The 19,310-nt window shown below is 47.2% G+C and carries 15 protein-coding genes; 8 read left to right on the top strand and 7 right to left on the bottom strand.

Going from position 1 to position 19,310, the window contains the following annotated elements; all coding sequences use genetic code 11:
• Position 1: 1 nt before the first annotated feature.
• From cobC to cobU, 4 genes are read right to left on the bottom strand one after another with little or no spacing between them, the layout of a single operon-like run.
• Positions 2 to 538: an alpha-ribazole phosphatase gene (gene cobC / locus ACZ42L_RS04775; protein ID WP_464706823.1), complete on the bottom strand. Its 537-nt coding sequence runs from the start codon at positions 536 to 538 to the stop codon at positions 2 to 4.
• Positions 535 to 1,332 (bottom strand): adenosylcobinamide-GDP ribazoletransferase, encoded by a 798-nt coding sequence (gene cobS / locus ACZ42L_RS04770; protein WP_464701743.1) that lies wholly within the window; start codon positions 1,330 to 1,332, stop codon positions 535 to 537. Before cobS ends, cobC begins: the two co-directional genes overlap by 4 nt.
• A gap of 3 nt (positions 1,333 to 1,335) precedes the next feature.
• Positions 1,336 to 2,379 (bottom strand): nicotinate-nucleotide--dimethylbenzimidazole phosphoribosyltransferase, encoded by a 1,044-nt coding sequence (cobT, locus tag ACZ42L_RS04765; protein WP_464701742.1) that lies wholly within the window; start codon positions 2,377 to 2,379, stop codon positions 1,336 to 1,338.
• Between the two features lies 1 nt (position 2,380).
• A complete protein-coding gene (gene cobU, locus ACZ42L_RS04760; protein ID WP_464706821.1) occupies positions 2,381 to 2,908 on the bottom strand; it encodes a bifunctional adenosylcobinamide kinase/adenosylcobinamide-phosphate guanylyltransferase in 528 nt (175 codons plus the stop codon).
• A gap of 419 nt (positions 2,909 to 3,327) precedes the next feature.
• Between cobU and ACZ42L_RS04755 the strand changes: the two genes are divergently transcribed.
• The 6 genes from ACZ42L_RS04755 to ilvC all read left to right on the top strand — a co-directional run bounded on the left by ACZ42L_RS04755 (position 3,328) and on the right by ilvC (position 10,855).
• Positions 3,328 to 4,503 (top strand): OmpA family protein, encoded by a 1,176-nt coding sequence (locus tag ACZ42L_RS04755; protein WP_464706820.1) that lies wholly within the window; start codon positions 3,328 to 3,330, stop codon positions 4,501 to 4,503.
• 322 nt (positions 4,504 to 4,825) lie between these two features.
• On the top strand, positions 4,826 to 6,628 hold the full coding sequence (gene ilvD, locus ACZ42L_RS04750) for a dihydroxy-acid dehydratase (RefSeq protein WP_464701085.1): 1,803 nt from the start codon (positions 4,826 to 4,828) through the stop codon (positions 6,626 to 6,628).
• Positions 6,629 to 6,644: 16 nt separating this feature from the next.
• Positions 6,645 to 8,360 carry a biosynthetic-type acetolactate synthase large subunit gene (gene ilvB / locus ACZ42L_RS04745; RefSeq protein ID WP_464716779.1) on the top strand — a complete coding sequence of 572 codons (1,716 nt, stop codon included), beginning with the start codon at positions 6,645 to 6,647 and terminating at the stop codon, positions 8,358 to 8,360.
• Positions 8,361 to 8,388: 28 nt separating this feature from the next.
• On the top strand, positions 8,389 to 8,931 hold the full coding sequence (gene ilvN / locus ACZ42L_RS04740) for an acetolactate synthase small subunit (RefSeq protein ID WP_464701737.1): 543 nt from the start codon (positions 8,389 to 8,391) through the stop codon (positions 8,929 to 8,931).
• Positions 8,918 to 9,688, top strand: coding sequence for an acyl-[acyl-carrier-protein] thioesterase (locus ACZ42L_RS04735; protein WP_464716778.1), 771 nt, complete (start codon positions 8,918 to 8,920; stop codon positions 9,686 to 9,688). Before ilvN ends, ACZ42L_RS04735 begins: the two co-directional genes overlap by 14 nt.
• Before the next feature lie 123 nt (positions 9,689 to 9,811).
• Positions 9,812 to 10,855 carry a ketol-acid reductoisomerase gene (gene ilvC, locus ACZ42L_RS04730; RefSeq protein ID WP_464716777.1) on the top strand — a complete coding sequence of 348 codons (1,044 nt, stop codon included), beginning with the start codon at positions 9,812 to 9,814 and terminating at the stop codon, positions 10,853 to 10,855.
• A 73-nt stretch (positions 10,856 to 10,928) separates the two neighbouring features.
• On the opposite strand, the gene ACZ42L_RS04725 is transcribed toward ilvC, so the two are convergent.
• Positions 10,929 to 12,836: a RecQ family ATP-dependent DNA helicase gene (locus ACZ42L_RS04725; protein WP_464716776.1), complete on the bottom strand. Its 1,908-nt coding sequence runs from the start codon at positions 12,834 to 12,836 to the stop codon at positions 10,929 to 10,931.
• A 13-nt stretch (positions 12,837 to 12,849) separates the two neighbouring features.
• Positions 12,850 to 14,580, bottom strand: a complete 1,731-nt coding sequence (gene recJ / locus ACZ42L_RS04720) for a single-stranded-DNA-specific exonuclease RecJ (protein WP_464701075.1) — start codon at positions 14,578 to 14,580, stop codon at positions 12,850 to 12,852.
• A 582-nt stretch (positions 14,581 to 15,162) separates the two neighbouring features.
• On the opposite strand from recJ, the gene ACZ42L_RS04715 reads away from it, so the two are divergent.
• Together ACZ42L_RS04715 and ACZ42L_RS04710 are read left to right on the top strand one after the other, a co-directional pair.
• Positions 15,163 to 17,592, top strand: a complete 2,430-nt coding sequence (locus ACZ42L_RS04715) for a DsrE/DsrF/DrsH-like family protein (protein ID WP_464716775.1) — start codon at positions 15,163 to 15,165, stop codon at positions 17,590 to 17,592.
• 7 nt (positions 17,593 to 17,599) lie between these two features.
• A complete protein-coding gene (locus ACZ42L_RS04710) occupies positions 17,600 to 17,956 on the top strand; it encodes a MarR family winged helix-turn-helix transcriptional regulator (protein ID WP_464701071.1) in 357 nt (118 codons plus the stop codon).
• Positions 17,957 to 18,049: 93 nt separating this feature from the next.
• On the opposite strand, the gene ACZ42L_RS04705 is transcribed toward ACZ42L_RS04710, so the two are convergent.
• Positions 18,050 to 19,255 (bottom strand): C1 family peptidase, encoded by a 1,206-nt coding sequence (locus ACZ42L_RS04705; protein ID WP_464716774.1) that lies wholly within the window; start codon positions 19,253 to 19,255, stop codon positions 18,050 to 18,052.
• Positions 19,256 to 19,310 lie beyond the last annotated feature (55 nt).

Below are 19,310 nucleotides of genomic sequence, written 5' to 3'. Positions count from 1 at the left end.
ATTATATTTCTATGCGCTCTATGCCTCCGTAATCCGTAAGATTTTCGAAGGCATTTTCTTTATCAAAGAGTTGCCCGTAGATGCCGGCACAGATGAGTACACCGCCGTGGGCAAAGATGGCTACGCGCTCATAATGCTTCCGGCGTAGCTCGTCCAGGAACTCCGCCACGCGTGCATACATCATGGGAAAGCTCTCGCCACCCGTTGCTGCCAGATTCATATAGTCTTGATACCATGCTTCTATGTGCGGATCTACCTTTGCAATATCGTCGTATAACCGCATTTCCCAGTCTCCCATATTCATCTCCTTAATCCTATCGTCGACCGTCGGAGAGGTATAACCGCAGTATGCAGCCAGCTTTCTCGCGCGCGTCAGGGGCGAGGAAAACACCGCATCGAACGGTTCGTCGGGTTGCAGATTTGCCTTGGTAATGGCAGCTTCCTGCTCGAAAGTGTCGGCTACAGGCACGTCGCTCCAGCCGTAACAAGTACCTTTGGGTACGTCTACACGTGTGTGTCTGATGAGGGTTACTTTCATATTGTGTGTAAAATGATGTTCAGTGTCAGGTAAAAACTCAGTTCGATGAGCAGGAAGATAGCTCCGCAACAGTCGCCCGTATATCCCTTGATGCGACTCCACATGAACCGATAAAGGGCATACATAACCAGACATGGAGTGAATACGAGCAAATCCCATCTCAGGAAATTGATGTAATAGAGCAACAGGGCAAGTGGCAGAATGCCCTGAACAAACAGGCTGATGCCGGCTGGAATGCTGAACTTGCGGTAGACTACACCGTTCTTGGCTGTCTCAGAGCTGCGTGCATAAGGCAGCATCTGTACTATCTGGGCAGCTAGCATCTTGGCGTATGTATCGCCGGCAAAGATGGCCAAAGCTGCCGTTAAGGGTGGTAAACTATACAGACACGCAATGAGCAGTATGGCATAGAAGACGAGTCCGAGTACACCGTACGACCCTATACGACTGTCTTTCATAATCTCCAGGATGCGCCCGCGGTCTTTTCCACCACCTCCGAAGCCATCCATGAAGTCGGCCAGTCCGTCTTCATGCAGTGCTCCTGTTAGCAGTAATCGAATGACAACCGCCACGACGACGGCTATGATATAAGGCATGATGAGCGAGCAGGCATAGAGGGTAAGTGCCATTGTAGCTCCGGTGAGCCATCCAACTAGTGGCCAATGTTCCACCACTGTCTCGTAAGCAGCCTTCGGTGGTTGGTAGATGCGCCAAAAGGGAAGCCGTGTGAAGAAGATGAGAGCTGCCCATATCTTGTCGTACCATTTGAGGTTGTGGTCGATGGAAACTTTCATTGATTAGAAATATTTAGTAATGTGAGCATGGTCAAAATCGTTCATCTCATTCATCATCCTGACAGACGACTTGATGATGGGATATGCGCAAAGAGCTCCAGTGCCTTCTCCCAGTCGCATGCCGAGCGATAGGATGGGGCTTGCATCCATGAGTTGCAGCAACCTTCTATGTCCATTTTCGTCGCTGCAATGCCCGAATATGGCATACCCCAGTACGTCGGGATAGAGCTGTGCAGCTGCCAATATGCAGGCCGTCATGATGAATCCGTCTACCAAGACGACCATGTGGAGTTCGGCAGCGCGTAGCATAGCGCCGATAGCCGCCACCATTTCGAAGCCGCCGAAGTATCTGATGGCATTGAGAGGCGTGTGTGGACATTTGCTGTGATAATGGTCTACGGCAGCTTTCAGCACGTTGTACTTATGCGAAATGCCCTCTGTGTTAAGTCCAGACCCAGCTCCAATGCACTCCGCCAGAGGTATCTGGCCGAACAGACTCATCCAAATACTGGATGGAGAAGTGTTGCCAATGCCCATCTCTCCGAGACAAATGATGTTGCATCCTTTCTCCTGACAGTTGTCGACAAGCTGCGCGCCTGTCTCTATACATTGCCAGAAGTGTGCTTCGGACATGGCCGGCGCGTGTAGAAAATTGTTTGTCCCATTGGCTATCTTACGGTTGATAATAGTGGGGCATGCCGATAAGTCGTGGTCGACCCCCATGTCTACGATACTGAGGTCGAATGAGTGCTGTCGGCAGAACATATTGACACCTCCGCCACCATTGGCAAAATTCAGCATTTGCTGCCATGTCACATCACGTGGCGAAACCGAGACGCCTTCGCGCTCAATGCCATGATCACCCCCTAATAGCAGATGGCAAGGGTGGGAAAGGCGAGGGGTGAGTGTGTGTTGGATAAGACTTATCTGCATGGCCAGGTCTTCCAACATACCCAGCGAACCCTTGGGTTTGTTCAGATTGTCAATCTTGGCTTGGATAGCCGGGCGTATATCCTTGTTCGTGGGTAGTATATGAAAGTTTCTCATATTATTTGATTTTTACAGGAATGCCTGATACCATCAGCAACACCTCGTCGGCCTTAGATGCTACATATTGGTTCATCCAACCCTGTAGGTCGGTAAATCTACGTTGTATCTCGTTGTTGCTGACACCTCCGCTTCCTATTTCGTTGGTTACAAAGATAAAGGTCGCGTCTTGCGAAGTAAATCGGTCGAACTCCTCCTGTAATTCCCGGAGAGCGCTGTCTACCGTGGGCTGCTCTTTTACCTTTTTATCGCTGTCGTAGAAAAAATTGGTACACCACAGGGTGATACAGTCGATGACCACCACCTTATTATATAGTTGGTGGCGCGATAAGTATTTTTCTTCTTCGATATTCGTCCAGTTATCGCCACGTCGTTGCTGATGCCGATTCACCCGTTCGCGGAATTCTTCATCCCATATATGGGCTGTTGCCAGATATACGGGAGTGTGCGACAGGGTCAGAGCCAGCTGTTCGGCGTACATGCTTTTGCCCGAACGCTGTCCGCCTGTGATGAGAATAATGCGTTTCATAATGCGAAGATAATAAAAAGTAGCGACATACTGTCAGGCCTGCTGTGCTATTTTGGGCAATTAGTCTCATTCTTCGATAGGGTCAACTCCCTGATTATTGTTTTCAGAACCATCACTCTCGGTTTACTGCAAAGGCTCGGCAGGGTTGCTGCAAAGCCCAAACAGCACTGCTGCAAAGCCTAGGCAGCAATACTGCTAAGGCCTTGCAGTGTTTTAAGTTGGCGAGTGGACGAGATATAAGTAGGCGGATAGTCTCTCTTTTTAATATTTTGAATGCGTGTTTTAGGACTTTTTGTGTTTTAAAACATGGAAATTGTGCAAAAGATTTGGAAGTTACAATTATTTTTAATTACTTTGCAGCCGTATTCGTAAGGATAAATAAATATTCGTAAAATATAATTTTTTAAATTTAGAGAGACATGAAGAAAATCGCATTACTATTTGCAGCAGCTGCTATGGCTGTTTCTGTTAATGCACAGACTGTAACAGAAAGCAAGACTTTCGACAATTTCTACATTGGTATTAATGGTGGTGTTGCAACCAAGACAACCGGTCATTCTTGGATGAAAGGTTTGGACCCAAACTTCGGTGTACGTTTAGGACGTAACTTTACTCCGGTTTTCGGTTTGGCAGTTGAGAGCAATGCTTACTTCTCAAATAAGCCTTTTGCTTCTACCGGAACAGCTGTTCGCTTCTTGAACACAAGTTTGTTGGGTACTGTAAACCTGAGCAACTGGTTCGGTGGTTACCAAGGCGAGCCTCGTGCATTTGAGGTTGTTGCTTTGTACGGACTTGGTTGGGGACATCTCTTTGGCAACACTGCACAGTATAAGGCATCTAAGTATCACAACAACCTGACTTCTAAGGCTGCTATTGACTTTGTATTCAACCTCGGCGAATCAAAGGCATGGCAGTTCTATGTTGAGCCAGCTTTGGTTTGGGGTCTCAACGATAAGACAGATGCTGCTAACTATAACTTGTCTAATTCTGGTATCAAGTATAACATCAACCACAGCTTTGTACAGTTGAATGCAGGTCTTATCTATAAGTTCGGTAACTCTAACGGTACTCATAACTTCAAGATTGCTCAGCTCCGCGACCAGTCTGAAATTGATGGTCTGAATGCTCAGATCAATAGCTTGCGTGGCGATTTGAACGATAAGGACGCTCAGCTTGCAGCTAAGGATGGTCAGATTGCTGACTTGCAGAACGCTCTTGATGCTTGTAACAAGAAGCCTAAGTATGTGAAGCCTGCTACTGCTACCAACTTGCAGCCTACGGTATTGTTCCGTCAGGGTAAGAGTGTCATCGACGCTGCACAGTATGCACCAATCGAACTGATTGCTTCTTACATGAAGAATCATCCTGAGGCTAATGTTGAGATTAAGGGTTATGCTTCTCCTGAAGGTTCTGCAGAGCTGAACCAGAAGCTTTCTGAGGCTCGTGCTGAGGCTGTTAAGACTGCACTGGTCAAGAAGTATAAGATTGCTGCCAGCCGCTTGACAACCAAGGGTATGGGTGCTACCGACAAGCTGTTCGAGCAGGTAGAGTTCAACCGTGTTGCTACATTCAACGACAACGCAAAGAACAACTAATCAGTGTAGACATCGCTGAATGAAGATATAGAAGGGATATACCTTGGCGGGTATATCCCTTCTTTGCGTTGGCAGGTATCGCTTATGGGTGTGACAGAGTGGTTTATATGTTAAGAATGTGTGTCGAATTAATTTGAAACCGAAAGTATAATTCGGCTATTAGTTACAAATTAATCGGTAATTGCCAAAATATGCACGCAGTTTATTGGTTGTTACATAAAAACTCTTTATCTTTGTAATCAAATGTATATACCTTGTCTTCGATGCAGTTGTTGGCAAGGCTTTTTTAAAGTATGGAATTTATAGAGAACAAGTAGATACGATGAAACATCAGTTGAGAAGTGCCGTCTGCACGGAAGGTAGGAGAATGGCAGGTGCAAGAGCGCTTTGGGTGGCTGCCGGCATGAAACACGAGCAAATAGGAAAACCTATCATTGCTGTTGTCAACAGCTTTACTCAGTTTGTACCCGGACACACTCATCTGCATGAGATAGGGCAGATTGTGAAGCAGGAAATCGAGGCTATGGGCTGCTATGCAGCTGAGTTTAATACCATTGCGATAGACGACGGTATTGCTATGGGGCATGATGGTATGCTGTATTCTCTGCCATCGCGCGATATTATTGCCGATTCCGTGGAGTATATGGTGAATGCTCATAAGGCCGATGCCATGATTTGTATCTCTAACTGCGACAAGGTGACGCCGGGAATGCTGATGGCTTCCATGCGTCTGAATATTCCGACCATCTTCTGTTCGGGTGGACCGATGGAGGCCGGACGATGGAGAGGTGAGAATGCCGACTTGATAACGGCGATGGTCAATGGCGGCGACGAGAGTGTGAGCGATGCCGACCTGATGGAGATAGAGAAGTCGGCATGTCCGGGATGTGGCAGTTGTTCGGGTATGTTTACGGCCAATTCCATGAACTCACTGACCGAAGCTATCGGCTTGTCTCTGCCTGGTAATGGTACTATATTGGCTACACATAAGAATCGTATTCAGCTTTTTAAGGATGCAGCACGCCAGATTGTGAAGAATGCGTTGGCCTATTATGAAGATGGCGATGAAAGCGTTTTGCCACGTAACATCGCTACCCGACAGGCATTTCTCAATGCGATGGCGCTCGATATAGCAATGGGTGGAAGTACAAATACCGTACTTCATCTGTTGGCTGTGGCGCAAGAGGGTGAGGTAGATTTCACGATGAAAGACATAGATGAATTGAGTCGTCGTGTACCTTGCCTGTGCAAGCTGTCTCCGAATACACAGAAATACAGTGTGCAGGAATGCAACCGTGCGGGAGGAATTCTTGGAATTCTGAGCGAACTGCATAAGGCTGGGCTGATAGATGGGCAGGTGGAGCGCGTCGATGGTAAGACATTGACGGAGCAGATGAAACGATATGACATCACGGGCGAGGCTGTTGATGCAGAGGCTAATCGTATTTACAGTAGTGCTCCAGGGCGTCGTTTCTCTACCCAAATGGGTAGTCAGGATACCCAATGGGAGAGTCTGGATGCCGACCGTGCCAATGGTTGCATCCGGGATATGGAGCATGCTTATACCAAAGACGGCGGATTGGCAGTCTTGTTTGGTAATATCGCACAGAATGGATGCGTGGTTAAGACTGCCGGAGTGGATGCTGCCCTATGGCATTTCGAAGGTCCGGCCGTCGTATTCGATTCTCAGGATGATGCTTGTGAGGGAATATTGAATGGCAAGGTGAGTGCCGGCGACTGTGTGGTGATTACGCATGAAGGGCCGAAAGGTGGTCCTGGTATGCAGGAAATGCTCTATCCCACCTCTTATATAAAGAGCCGTCATTTGGGCAAAGAATGTGCGTTGATTACCGACGGACGATTCTCAGGTGGAACATCTGGACTGAGTATCGGACATATCTCGCCCGAAGCGGCTGCTGGAGGAAACATCGGAAAGATAAAAGATGGCGACATCATCGAGATAGATATACCTTCGAGGTCGATAAACGTGAAGCTTTCGGATGCAGAATTGGACGCACGAGAACAGCAACCGTTAAAACGTAACCGCGTGGTTAGCAAAGCTTTAAGGGCCTATGCACAAAGTGTTAGTTCGGCAGATAAAGGCGGAGTAAGAATGATAGATTAAGTTTAGGAAAAAGATTATGGCAAAAGAAGTTATAACAGGTTCTGAGGCTCTGATGCGAGCTTTGCACAATGAAGGTGTAAAGACCATATTCGGTTATCCCGGTGGGGCTATCATGCCCGTATTTGACGCTTTATATGACTATACACGTAAGGAGAATCAAGTGTTCAATCATATCTTGGTTCGCCATGAGCAAGCTGCTGCCCATGCTGCAGAAGGGTTTGCACGTGTGAGTGGTGAAGTGGGGGTTTGCTTGGTAACAAGTGGCCCTGGTGTCACGAATACGCTGACAGGTGTGGCCGATGCCATGATGGATAGTACGCCGATTGTGGTGATTGCGGGTCAGGTGGCAGTGGGGGCACTGGGTACGGATGCCTTTCAGGAGGTGGATTTGGTGGGTGTAGCCCAACCTATCACGAAGTGGGCATATCAGATTCAGCGTCCCGAAGATGTGGCATGGGCCGTTAGTCGTGCTTTCTATATAGCACGTTCAGGTCGTCCTGGTCCTGTGGTTTTGGATTTTCCGAAGAATGCGCAGACTCATAAATGCGAGTGGGAAGACGTAAGAGTGAATCATATCCGCTCGTATGTTCCTTATCCTCGTATTGATGCTTTGGCTGTAGCGGAGGCGGCAGAGCTGATAAATGCGAGCAAAAGACCGTTGGCTCTTGTCGGCCAGGGAGTAGAATTGGGTGGAGCACAAAGCGAATTGCTGGAGTTCATAGAGAAAGCAGACATTCCTACAGGACGTACGATGATGGGATTGTCGGCGCTTCCGACCGACCATCCGCTGAATGTGGGTATGCTGGGAATGCACGGTAACTATGCCCCTAATATACAGACGCAACAATGTGATGTGCTGATTGCTATCGGAATGAGATTCAGTGACCGTGTAACCGGTTTGCCATCGACTTATGCCAAGCAGGCAAAGGTGATTCATCTGGATATTGATCGTACGGAAATAGATAAGAATATAAAGAGTACGGTGGCTGTCGTGGGCGACTGCAAGATGTCGCTTCCGGCTATCACCAGGCTATTAAAGAAGAACTTGCATACTGACTGGAGGGAGTCGTTCAGACAATATGATGACATGGAAATGGCTAGAGTCATTGAGCCGGCCATTCATCCTACGGAAGGACCGCTGCTGATGGGGGAGATAACCAATGTAGTAGCAGAGGAGACCAAAGGCGATGCTATATTGGTAAATGATGTAGGTCAGAATCAAATGTTCTCTAGTCGGTACTTCAAATACAACAGGAAGAGGTCGATAGTGACAAGTGGTGGACTCGGCACTATGGGCTTTGGACTGCCTGCAGGCATCGGTGCTACGTTTGGAGCACCTGACCGTACAGTCTGTGTTTTCATGGGCGATGGCGGTCTACAGATGAGCATTCAGGAGTTTGGGACGATTATGGAGCAAGGTTCGCCAGTTAAGATGTTCTTGTTAAACAATAACTATCTGGGGAATGTTCGCCAGTGGCAGGATATGTTCTTCAATCATCGTAAGAGTTTTACAAGAATGCTAAACCCGTGTTATGAAGATATTTGTAAGGCGTATGATATTCCGTATGACGTAGTTATCGACCGTAAAGACCTCTGTGAGAAAGTAGCTAAGGCATTGTCAACCGATGGTCCTTATCTGTTGGAATGTGCTGTGAAGGAAGAAGACAACGTCATGCCAATGACTCCTCCAGGTAAGAGTGTGGATGAAATGATACTGGAAGTGGGAGAGTAACCGCTTATTTATAGAAGCAAAAAGCAACATGGACAACGCAAAGAAATTATATACATTGTTGGTATATTCAGAGAATATAGCTGGTATACTGAATCAGATTACGGCGGTGTTTACTCGTCGTCAGGTGAATATTGAGAGCCTTAATGTGTCGGCTTCAAGCATTAAGGACATTCATAAGTACACCATTACGGTGTGGAGTGACGAAGAGCAAATTAAGAAAATTACGAAGGCTATTGAAAATAAGATAGATGTTGTCAAGGCAGATTACTATACTGATGAAGAATTATTCATCCATGAAGTAGCTTTGTTCAAGATTTCAACACCTGTCCTGATGGAAAATCCAGAGGTGTCTAGAACCATCCGTAAACACAATGCACGTATGATGGAGGTGAATCCTACCTATAGTACGGTACTGTTAGCGGGACTGACGGAAGAAATAGCCAATTTATTCACAAAGTTAGATGGATTCAACTGTCTGTTACAGTACACCCGTTCAGGGCGTATAGCAGTGACACGAAGCTTTGAAGAACCGATTTCTGACTTTCTACAAGAGCAAGATGGCAATACTTAGTAAGGTAGGTCGATACGAATTTTTGGCTGAACCATTCCATTGTGACTTCTCACATAGCCTGTTCATGGGCCATTTGGGTAATCACATGTTGAATGCGGCAGACTTCCATAGCAATGATCGTGGTTATGGAATGAACTATCTTAACCCTATTCATAAGACATGGGTATTATCCCGTTTGGCTATTGAGATGGATGAAATGCCAAAAGCCTATGACAAGTTTTTTGTAGAAACATGGGTAGAAAGTGCCATGAAATATTTTACGAGTAGAAACTTTAAGGTGATTGGTGGCGACGAAAAAGTATACGGATATGGTCGAAGTATTTGGGCAATGATAGATACTGACAGCCGACAGCCTACTGATATATTCTCTGTTCGTGATGGTCTGATAGCCCAATATATAGAGTCTGAGAAGGCTTGTCCTATTGATAAGAGTTCAAGAGTGAAGATGGGTAGTGGTGCGGAATTGGTAAGGACTGTCGATACCCAATACAGTGATGTAGACATGAACGGTCATATCAATAGCGTCAAATACATCGAACACATACTCAATCTTTTCGACCTCGATTATTACAGGAGTCATCGTTTGCAGCGACTGGACATTGCTTATGTGGCTGAAAGTCACCAGGGCGACCAATTGAATCTCTACCGCGAGCAAATGGCTGAAGGTGAGTTTAATATCTGTGTAGACAAATTGACACCACAGCAGCGAGAAAGAGTGGAAGTTTGTAGATGTAAGGTTAAATTTATAAAAGTCTGAAAGATTATTTTGTGGTTTTATTGTAAATTGTTACCTTTGTGTACAATAAAAGACCGTAAAGCATCTTATAGGATTAAAGATAACCGCGGTAGTATCATCCTATCGCATAAATAACAAAGTTATATGGCAGAAATGAATTTCGGTGGCGTAGTGGAAACAGTTGTCACCAACAAAGAATTCTCTTTGGAAAAAGCACGTGAAGTACTCAAGAATGAAACGGTTGCCGTCATTGGTTACGGTATTCAAGGTCCTGGCCAGGCTGGCAATCTTCGTGATAATGGATTTAATGTCATCGTTGGTCAGCGTCAGGGCAAAACCTATGACAAGGCTGTAGCCGACGGATGGGTTCCCGGTAAGTCGTTGTTCTCTATCGAGGAAGCTGTTCAGAAGGGGACTATCATTTGCATGCTTCTTTCTGATGCCGGTCAGATTGCTGCGTGGCCAACTATCAAACCTTATCTGACAGCAGGCAAGACTTTGTACTATTCGCATGGCTTTGCTATTAACTGGCAAGATCGTACAGGCGTAGTTCCGCCCAAGGATGTCGATGTTATCATGGTTGCTCCTAAAGGTTCAGGTACGTCTTTGCGCACGATGTTCCTCGAAGGTCGCGGTCTGAACTGCTCTTATGCAGTATATCAAGATGCTTCTGGCAAGGCCGAAGAGAAGACGATAGCCTTTGGTATCGGTATCGGGGCAGGTTATATGTTCAAGACAACCTTCCAACGCGAGGCTACATCCGACCTAACCGGTGAGCGTGGTTCGTTGATGGGAGCTATCGAGGGATTGCTGGAAGCACAGTATGAAGTACTCCGCGAGCACGGGCATTCTCCTTCGGAAGCCTTCAATGAGACTGTAGAGGAGTTGACCCAGAGTCTTATGCCGCTCTTCGGTGAGAAAGGTATGGATTGGATGTATGCCAACTGTTCTACCACAGCACAGCGTGGTGCACTCGATTGGGCTCCTCGTTTCCGCGAGGCTATCAAGCCTGTCATGGAGTGGTTGTATCTCTCTGTGCAGACTGGTAATGAGGCTCAGATTTCTATTGACAGCAATTCCAAGCCCGATTATCGCGAGAAGTTGAACAAGGAATTGGAAGCAATGCGCAACAAGGAGATGTGGCAGGCAGGCATGACAGTACGTCAACTTCGTCCCGAAAACGATTAATAGTTACATATACATAATAGGTATAAGGAGTTTGCCAGATTTGGCAAATTCCTTTTTTCGTTGTAGTGCCTGCTTATTTTCGTTTGATTAAGAAGTTTCCATCCATTCTGATGTCTTCTTCAGCCAATAAGTCTTCCAGTGCATCATCCAGTTGTTGCTCCGGAATAATAAACTTTTTCAATTCCGTGATATGATGTCTCGCACCATCGTTCAATAGCTCCAGTATGGCGTTGCGGGCTGGTTGAATGCGTTGTTCGCTGTGGGTATCTGAGGCATGGGACAGGCATACATCGCAGTGTTCGCAATCTGTAGAACGCATCTCGCCGAAATAGGCCAGTAATTGTCTGCTTCTGCACACATCATTGTTCTTGGCATACGCAATGACGGCATCTATACGCTTGGTGAACTGCTCTTTCCTGTCTTCATAGATTTCCTTGCTTATCACCACTCTCTCGCCGTCTTCTCTATCGCGTGTATAGACGATGAACGGTGTCTTGCGTCTGGGTATGAAGTGCAGGATGTGTCGACGACTGAGACTTTTGAGTATCAGATACACCTGTTCTTGCGTGAGTCCGGCCTGTTGGGCTACCAACCTTTCATCTATATACGTGTAGTCGGTGAACAATCCGCCGTAGTTTCTCAGCAGGGCTGTAATGACATTCTCTTCGTCAGGCGTAGTCTCTTCGAGTCGGTACAGCGAATTTCTTTCCAATAGGAACATGACTCTGGCCCTGGCATCAGGTTCAACTTCATATTCCAGGTAGCCTGCCTGTTGCAATATACGCAAGGCGGCATCTGTTGGAATGGGGAAATGTCGGAATGTACGGCAAAACTTATCTATCTCAAAGGTAAAGGTATGGCCTGCTCCGCTGCCTACGGCTAGTTGGAAATAGTAGGCCAGATGCTCGTAGACATCTCGTACATAGTCTTTTTCGGGGAAGTTGTCGCTGATGCGTTTGGTAAGTTTCCTAGTGTCACTATCGTTGTATAGCAGCACGGCGTATGCTCTGTTTCCGTCTCTTCCTGCACGTCCTGCCTCCTGGAAATAGGCCTCTATCGAGTCTGGGCAATCTATGTGAACCACCACCCGCACGTCAGGTTTGTCTATACCCATGCCGAAAGCGTTGGTTGCCACCATTACCCTGTATTCATTGTTCTGCCATGCTGTCTGCCTGATATCTTTGGTGTAAGCTTCCAAGCCTGCGTGGTAGAATGTTGCACTGAGTCCGTTGGCATCGAGCCATTCTGCCGTTTCCTTGCATCGCTTCCTACTCCTTACATATACAATGGCACTTCCTGGTACTGATTTCAGGATGTGGATGAGTTCTGCGTGTTTGTCGGATGCAGTGCGAACCACATAAACCAAATTCTTCCGCTCGAAACTCATACGAAATACATTCGGCTTCGTAAATCCCAGTTGTCTTTGTATATCGTCTACCACATTGGGTGTGGCCGTGGCTGTAAGTGCCAGTACCGGTGCTTGGGGCTTCTGCTTCCGGATGTCTGCTATCTTCAGATAAGCCGGTCGGAAGTCATATCCCCATTGGCTGATGCAGTGTGCTTCGTCGACGGTAATAAAACTTACGCTGATACGTTTCAGCTTGGCCAGAAACAGCTCTGAGCCTATTCGTTCCGGTGAGACATAGAGTATCTTGATACCACCGAAGATAGCATTCTCCAAAGTCTTGATGATTTCATGGCGGGTCATGCCCGAATAGATGGCGGCAGCGCGGATATTGCGTTGGAGCAAATGCTCCACCTGGTCTTTCATGAGGGCAATGAGAGGCGTGATGACAATGCACACCCCCTCCATTGCCATAGCCGGTACTTGGAAGGTAAGTGACTTTCCACCGCCGGTAGGCATCAAACCAAGTGTATCCTGTCCTTCGCCAATGCTTTCAATGATTTGCCGTTGAATGCCGCGAAAGTCAGGATACCCCCAGTATTGACGTAGTATATCAGTATATTTGTCTATAGACAAGTGCTGAGAATTTTTAGATTGTTTCCTTATCGTCTGGTCGGATATCTTCTATCTGGAGCTGCACCTGGTTGCGTTTGAATACATTGTCTTCAATCGTATAGGCAATGTCAAAACTGCGTTTGCTCTTGATGTAGCGCGACGATGCGCTCTGACCGAACGCAATGCCATTGACCACGTTACTCGATTTTGAGTCTACCAGCTCCAGTTTGATGTGTTCCTGTTCGCGTCCGACCACCTTGCTCGTGCCGTAGTCGTACACGCCGCAGGTACAGAATAGAGGCTTCTGGTTGCCCGGACCGAACGGAGAAAACTTCTTGAGGTCGGTATGCAGATGTCGGGTAATGTCCTTGAAGTCTATCTTGGCATCAATATCCAGTATGGCCTCTGTCTGTTCGGGTTCGATATGTTCCTCGACAAACTGCTGGAAACGCCTGCGGAATTCCGGTATATCGTCCCATCTGAGAGTCAAACCGGCTGCATAAGTGTGTCCTCCGAAGTTGGTCAAGAGGTCTCTGCAATACTTGATAGCCGCATAGACATCGAATCCGGCTACGCTTCGTGCCGACCCTGTGGCCAAGTCGCCGTCGCGTGTGAGCACCACCGTAGGGCGATAGTAGATTTCCGTCAGCCGCGATGCTACGATGCCTATAACCCCTTTTTTCCAATTCTCGTCGTACAGAACGATGGATGAGTGGTGCTTCTGGCTTTCTAGCTTAGCCACAATCTGATAGGCCTCTTCGGTCATCTGCTTGTCAATATCCTTGCGCTGCTCGTTGTATTCGTCAATGTGTTTCGACTTTTCCAGAGCTATGGCATAGTTTTTCTCCACCAGCAAGTCTACGCTTTCTTTACCACTCTCCATACGTCCGGAGGCATTGATACGTGGTCCTATTTTGAAGATGATGTCGCTCATGGAAATGTCCCGGCCACTCAAACCGCAAATGTCGATAATGGCCTTCAGTCCGATGCTCGGATTCTGATTCAGCTGTTTGAGACCGTGGTAAGCCAGAATACGATTCTCTTCTACCACAGGCACGATGTCGGCAGCTATTGCCACGGCGCAGAAGTCGAGTAGGGGGATGAGCATGGAGAATGGCAGACCATTGTTTTTGGCCCATCCCTGCATAAACTTGAACCCTACACAGCATCCGCAGAGTTCCTTGAACGGATAGTTGTCGTCGGGTCTTTTCGGATTAAGAATGGCCACAGCGTCGGGCATAGTTTCGTCGGGCACGTGGTGGTCGCAGATAATGAAGTCGATGCCCAGGCTCTTGGCATAGGCTATCTCCTCTATTGCCTTGATGCCACAATCGAGTATGATAATAAGTTTTACACCGGTTTCCTTGGCATAGTCTATTCCTTTCTTGCTCACTCCATACCCCTCGTCGTAGCGATCGGGGATATAGTAGTCTATATTGGAATAGAACTGCTGTAGAAACTTATACACCAATGCCACAGCCGTACAGCCGTCAACGTCGTAATCACCGTATACCAAGATACGTTCTTTATGCCCCATAGCATCATTGAGACGGTCGACGGCTACGTCCATGTCTTTCATGATGAAAGGGTTGATGAGGTCGGCCAGTTGTGGACGGAAGAATCTCTTGGCAGCAGATTCCGTCGTTATGCCGCGCCTAATCAGCAGTTGGGCCAGGACAGGACTCATGTTGAGCTTGCCCCCTAAGTCTTTAGCTGCTTGTATTTCGTCTGGTGTAGGTGATTTGTAATTCCATTTGAAGTGCATTTATATTGTTTTTGTTTTATTTCGTTTAAGGCCCGTGAGATGCACGGGAGAAAGGTTTTACCTTCACAAAAGGGTAAACCGTGTTCAAAGTTACTAAATAATTACGAAATATCTACAAAAGAATGGCAGATTATGAATAGTTTTTCGCGAGCCGTCCATTCGTACTATGGCATGCAACTCAATAACTCATCAACTTTAAATTCACAAGCTTAAAAAACTGCAAGGCCTTGGCAGCATCGCTGCAAAGGCCGAACAGCAGTGCTGCAAAGCCCAGACAGCGACACTGCTGAGCCTTTGCAGAAAATGAATGGTGTGTGAGCTGTGACTTGAGTTTTGCGAAGTATGACTGTGAAATCATGCCGGGGTGTGTAGCAATGATGGAAGAATCGTGTAATGTAATCGGGTTGTTGACGTGTGCATTATGCCATGATAGATGGAGAAAGGAAGGGCGGTAGATATCCTGCAATACCCTTATGTGCTGTTGATTAAAATATTTTCCTTAGGAAATTTGTTTTATTGGATAATATAGTTTACCTTTGCGAAAGTTTCCAGAGGAAAGTATTTAAAAACATAAAATAGAATATGAAGCATTTGATTATTGGTGGAGTTGCAGGAGGAGCAACCGCCGCAGCGAGAATAAGGCGGGCAGACGAGCTTGCAGAGATTGTATTGATAGAGAAAGGACCGTATATCTCTTATGCGAATTGTGGTCTGCCATATTATATAGGTGGTACGATTGCCGATCGGGAGAATCTGTTTGTGCAGACTCCGGAGTCTTTCGGCCGTCGTTTTGCCATAGATGTCCGTGTGGAGAATGAGGCTGTCGGTATCAATACCGAGGAAAAGACGGTGACCATTTGTCGCAAGGATGGCAGTGAATATACAGAGTGGTACGATAAATTGTTGCTTTCTCCGGGTTCTTCGCCCGTGCGCCCTCCTTTGAAGGGGATAGATTTGGATGGTATCTTTACGTTGCGTAATGTAGAAGATACCGACCGGATTAAGCAATATCTAGATACTCACAACGTCAGGCAGGCTGTGGTTGTAGGCGGTGGATTCATAGGTTTGGAGATGGCGGAGAATCTGCACCACGCCGGCGCGCAGGTGTCTATTGTAGAGATGGGAAATCAGGTGATGGCCCCTGTAGACTTTTCCATAGCTTCGCATGTGCATCGCGAGCTGATGAGCAAGGGCGTGAATCTCTACTTGGGCAAAGGCGTAGAACGCTTCGAGAGAGAGGGCGAGGGCGTCAAGGTGTTCTTCAACACGGGTGAGAGCATCCATGCCGATATTGTATTGCTGTCTATAGGTGTGCGTGCCAACACGCAACTGGCTCAGCAGGCAGGCATCGGACTGGGTGAACGGGGTATCAAGGTGAATGAATATCTTGAGACTTCGGCGAAGGATGTGTATGCCGTGGGCGATGCTATCGAGTTTACTCATCCGCTGACAGGGCAGCCCTGGCTCAACTTTCTGGCTAACCCTGCGAACAGGCAGGGCAGGATAGTGGCCGATAACATGGTGATGGGCAATACGCAGTCGTATGAGGGAGCGATAGGAACTTCCATTGCCAAGGTGTTTGATTTGGCAGTAGGTTCTACGGGACTGGCAGCAAAGCGTCTGAAGCAGTTGGGCATTCCGTATCAGAGCAGTACTACAATTTCGGCCGCTCATGCGGGTTATTATCCCAATTCTTTCCAGTTGACTACGAAACTGACTTTTGATCCTGAGACGGGAAAACTCTATGGCGCACAGTGTGTGGGCAGCGAAGGCGTGGATAAGCGTATCGACCAGTTGTCTCTTATTATTAAGAATGGTGGTACGGTGGCCGCCCTTACTCGCCTGGAGCATGCTTATGCTCCTCCCTTCTCGTCGGCTAAAGACCCTATCGCCATTGCCGGTTATGCCGCTGGTAATATTGTGAGCGGAGCGATGCAGGTGATGACATGGCGCGAGTTGAATGCGCTGGACCGCGGTGCTGTGACGCTTATCGACGTCCGTACGCCGGCTGAATATGAGTTGGGAAGCATCGAGGGAGCAATCAACATTCCTCTTGACGACTTGCGTGAGCGACTTGGTGAGATTCCGACAGACGGAAAGGCGGTCGTGGTGTTCTGTGCGGTTGGTCTGCGAGGCTATCTGGCTCAGCGCATTTTGGTGGGACGAGGTTTCCGGAATGTGCGTAATCTGTCGGGTGGTTATAAGACTTACAGTCTGGCAACACAGGAAATCAAGAACGAGGAAATGGCGGTTGAACCGAAGAAAGTTGTGCATACGGCGGTTCAAGACATCTTGCGTGTAGACGCGTGTGGATTGCAATGTCCCGGCCCTATCCTCAAACTGAAAAAGGCTATGGACGATATGGAAGAGGGGGAGAGCATCGAGGTGAAGGCTACCGATGCCGGTTTTCCGGCCGATGCCAAAGCGTGGTGTGCTACAACGGGTAACCTGTTGGAGACGAGCGACAGCAAAGATGGATTTCATACTGTCACGATTCGCAAGGGAAGTGCATCAAAACCTGTTGCAGGTGCGCCTGTAACGGAGAAGAACAAGACGCTCATCATGTTCAGCGACGACCTGGACAAAGCCTTGGCCACGTTTGTATTGGCCAATGGCGCTGCTGCAACCGGGCACAAGGTAAGCATCTTCTTCACGTTCTGGGGATTGAATGTGCTCAAGAAAGAGCAGAAACCAGCGGTGAAGAAAGATGTCTTCGGGCGTATGTTCTCATGGATGTTACCAGCCAGTTCTCGCGGTTTGAGCCTGTCTAAAATGAGTATGCTGGGCATTGGTGACCGCATGATGAGACACATCATGAAGCAGAAAAATATCTATTCTCTCGAAGAGATGCGCCAACAGGCATTGGATAACGGAGTGGAGTTTATAGCTTGCCAGATGTCTATGGATATGATGGGAATCAAGAAAGAAGAATTGCTTGATGAGGTAAATATTGGTGGTGTGGCCACTTATATGGAACGTGCCGAGCATGCAAACGTAAACTTGTTTATCTGAAAAGCTTATGGACAAACAGAAAATTTGCCGTATTCGCGACGTTTACCGTGCGATTATGTCGTTGGAAAGTGAGTTCCAGACGACCTATAATCTGAATATCAATGAGGCTATGTTGCTTTGTACGCTGCGGGATTGCAGCGGTATGACGTCGGGAGAGATAGCCGAACAGCTCAGTCTGACGCCCTCTAACACTTCAAAAGTAATAACATCGGTAGAAAAGAAAGCGTTGATAAGGCGCAAGCTGGATAAAGTGGATAAACGCCAGATGCACTTCGCCCTGACTCCAAAGGGCGAAGCGCTTATCGAAACGATGCACTGTAGCGAAATAGAATTGCCGGGAATACTGGCCCATATCATCAGCTAAAGTGCCTTTGTATCTTCCATAGCAAAGTAGGACAATCAAAAAAGGAAGACCAGACGGTCTTCCTTTTTATGTTGTATCAGTAGAACAAGCCTATTACAGTTTCAGTTTCTTGCGGATATCCTGAGGCACTGCATTCTTGTTTACCATGAAATCCATAGTCTTGTAAGCTACGAATGCCTTAGACATGTACCAGATTCCCTTGTAGTCTCCGGTCTCACCCCAAGAGTTTTTCACCATATAATACTCTTTACCATTCTGGTCTTTGGCGATACCGAAGATGTGCATGCCGTGGTCATCGGTCGTTGTCCAGTTGTCGAATGCTTCCTGACGCATCTTCTGTGTGGGTACAACTTCAGGTGCATTGACGCCTAATGAGTCTACAACGTCGCGCTTCTTCGACTTATTGTACTTCAGCCAACGGTCTGCATCAGTACCGCTCATGTCGCGTACACGCTCCATGTTGTAAGCCAGACCGAGACCGCTGCGGGTGAACCCCTCTTCAGACACGTCGCCACCCCAAGCTACAGTGTAGCCGTTGTAGATGGCATTGTCTATGATTTTGCAAAGGTCGTCGATAGGTACGTTCCAACTTAACGGCCAACGCCAGTTGTCCTGAACCTCTACTGCAAACTGAGTCCACATGGGGTGGTGGGTATAACTGGTGAAGCTGATATAATCGTTCCAGTCCAAACCAAGGCTGGCTGCAAACGATTGGGGAGTATAGCTCTTGCCTTCATACATGAATTTCTCAGGGCATTTTCCTAAGTATGCGTCCAGAATACCCTGCAAACCACTCTTCCACGCAGTAGATAATTTGTCATTTTTGCTCTTGGCTACACTCTCAATATAAGGAGTCATCACTGAGAACAGTTCAGAGAAGTTAGCCAAGGAGTCACCGTAAAGAGTACCGGGAAGGGGCATTGCATTTTCAGGAACGATACCATAGTTTTGTATGCAATACAAGGGATCGTATGCACTACCGCCTTGTGAGAACGATACATCACCGTGCATTCTCACAGCCATAGTGGCTCTGTCCATGTAAGTCTTGTTGGCTACGAACATCTCACAAAGGTCGTAGGTCTTTCCACTCTTCTTTAATATCTCGCTTTCAAAGAAACTCAAGGTTGAATAGTCCCAGCAAGTGCCGCTTCGGCTCTGGTTCTTGATGCTTGTAATCTTGTTTTCTTTAACTACCGTGAAGACCGGTTTGTTCTTGTTCTCTTTGGTTGTTTTTGTGTCTTGGGCACTTGCTACTGTACCTACAAAGGCCAACAGTGCCACTACTAATGCTTTTTTCATCGAAATTAAAGTTGCTTTGTTGCTGATAAAATCTATCTTATAAATTATCTTTTTT

This window comes from Prevotella mikamonis (assembly GCF_055381405.1).
Note: the sequence above shows the minus strand (reverse complement) of the source record. Positions and strands in the feature narration are given on the sequence as shown.

Coding starts and splice junctions, on each gene's coding strand:
- cobC (WP_464706823.1), bottom strand. CDS start 538: ATGAAAGTAACCCTCATCAGACACACACGTGTAGACGTACCCAAAGGT.
- cobS (WP_464701743.1), bottom strand. CDS start 1,332: ATGAAAGTTTCCATCGACCACAACCTCAAATGGTACGACAAGATATGG.
- cobT (WP_464701742.1), bottom strand. CDS start 2,379: ATGAGAAACTTTCATATACTACCCACGAACAAGGATATACGCCCGGCT.
- cobU (WP_464706821.1), bottom strand. CDS start 2,908: ATGAAACGCATTATTCTCATCACAGGCGGACAGCGTTCGGGCAAAAGC.
- ACZ42L_RS04755 (WP_464706820.1), top strand. CDS start 3,328: ATGAAGAAAATCGCATTACTATTTGCAGCAGCTGCTATGGCTGTTTCT.
- ilvD (WP_464701085.1), top strand. CDS start 4,826: ATGAAACATCAGTTGAGAAGTGCCGTCTGCACGGAAGGTAGGAGAATG.
- ilvB (WP_464716779.1), top strand. CDS start 6,645: ATGGCAAAAGAAGTTATAACAGGTTCTGAGGCTCTGATGCGAGCTTTG.
- ilvN (WP_464701737.1), top strand. CDS start 8,389: ATGGACAACGCAAAGAAATTATATACATTGTTGGTATATTCAGAGAAT.
- ACZ42L_RS04735 (WP_464716778.1), top strand. CDS start 8,918: ATGGCAATACTTAGTAAGGTAGGTCGATACGAATTTTTGGCTGAACCA.
- ilvC (WP_464716777.1), top strand. CDS start 9,812: ATGGCAGAAATGAATTTCGGTGGCGTAGTGGAAACAGTTGTCACCAAC.
- recJ (WP_464701075.1), bottom strand. CDS start 14,580: ATGCACTTCAAATGGAATTACAAATCACCTACACCAGACGAAATACAA.
- ACZ42L_RS04715 (WP_464716775.1), top strand. CDS start 15,163: ATGAAGCATTTGATTATTGGTGGAGTTGCAGGAGGAGCAACCGCCGCA.
- ACZ42L_RS04710 (WP_464701071.1), top strand. CDS start 17,600: ATGGACAAACAGAAAATTTGCCGTATTCGCGACGTTTACCGTGCGATT.
- ACZ42L_RS04705 (WP_464716774.1), bottom strand. CDS start 19,255: ATGAAAAAAGCATTAGTAGTGGCACTGTTGGCCTTTGTAGGTACAGTA.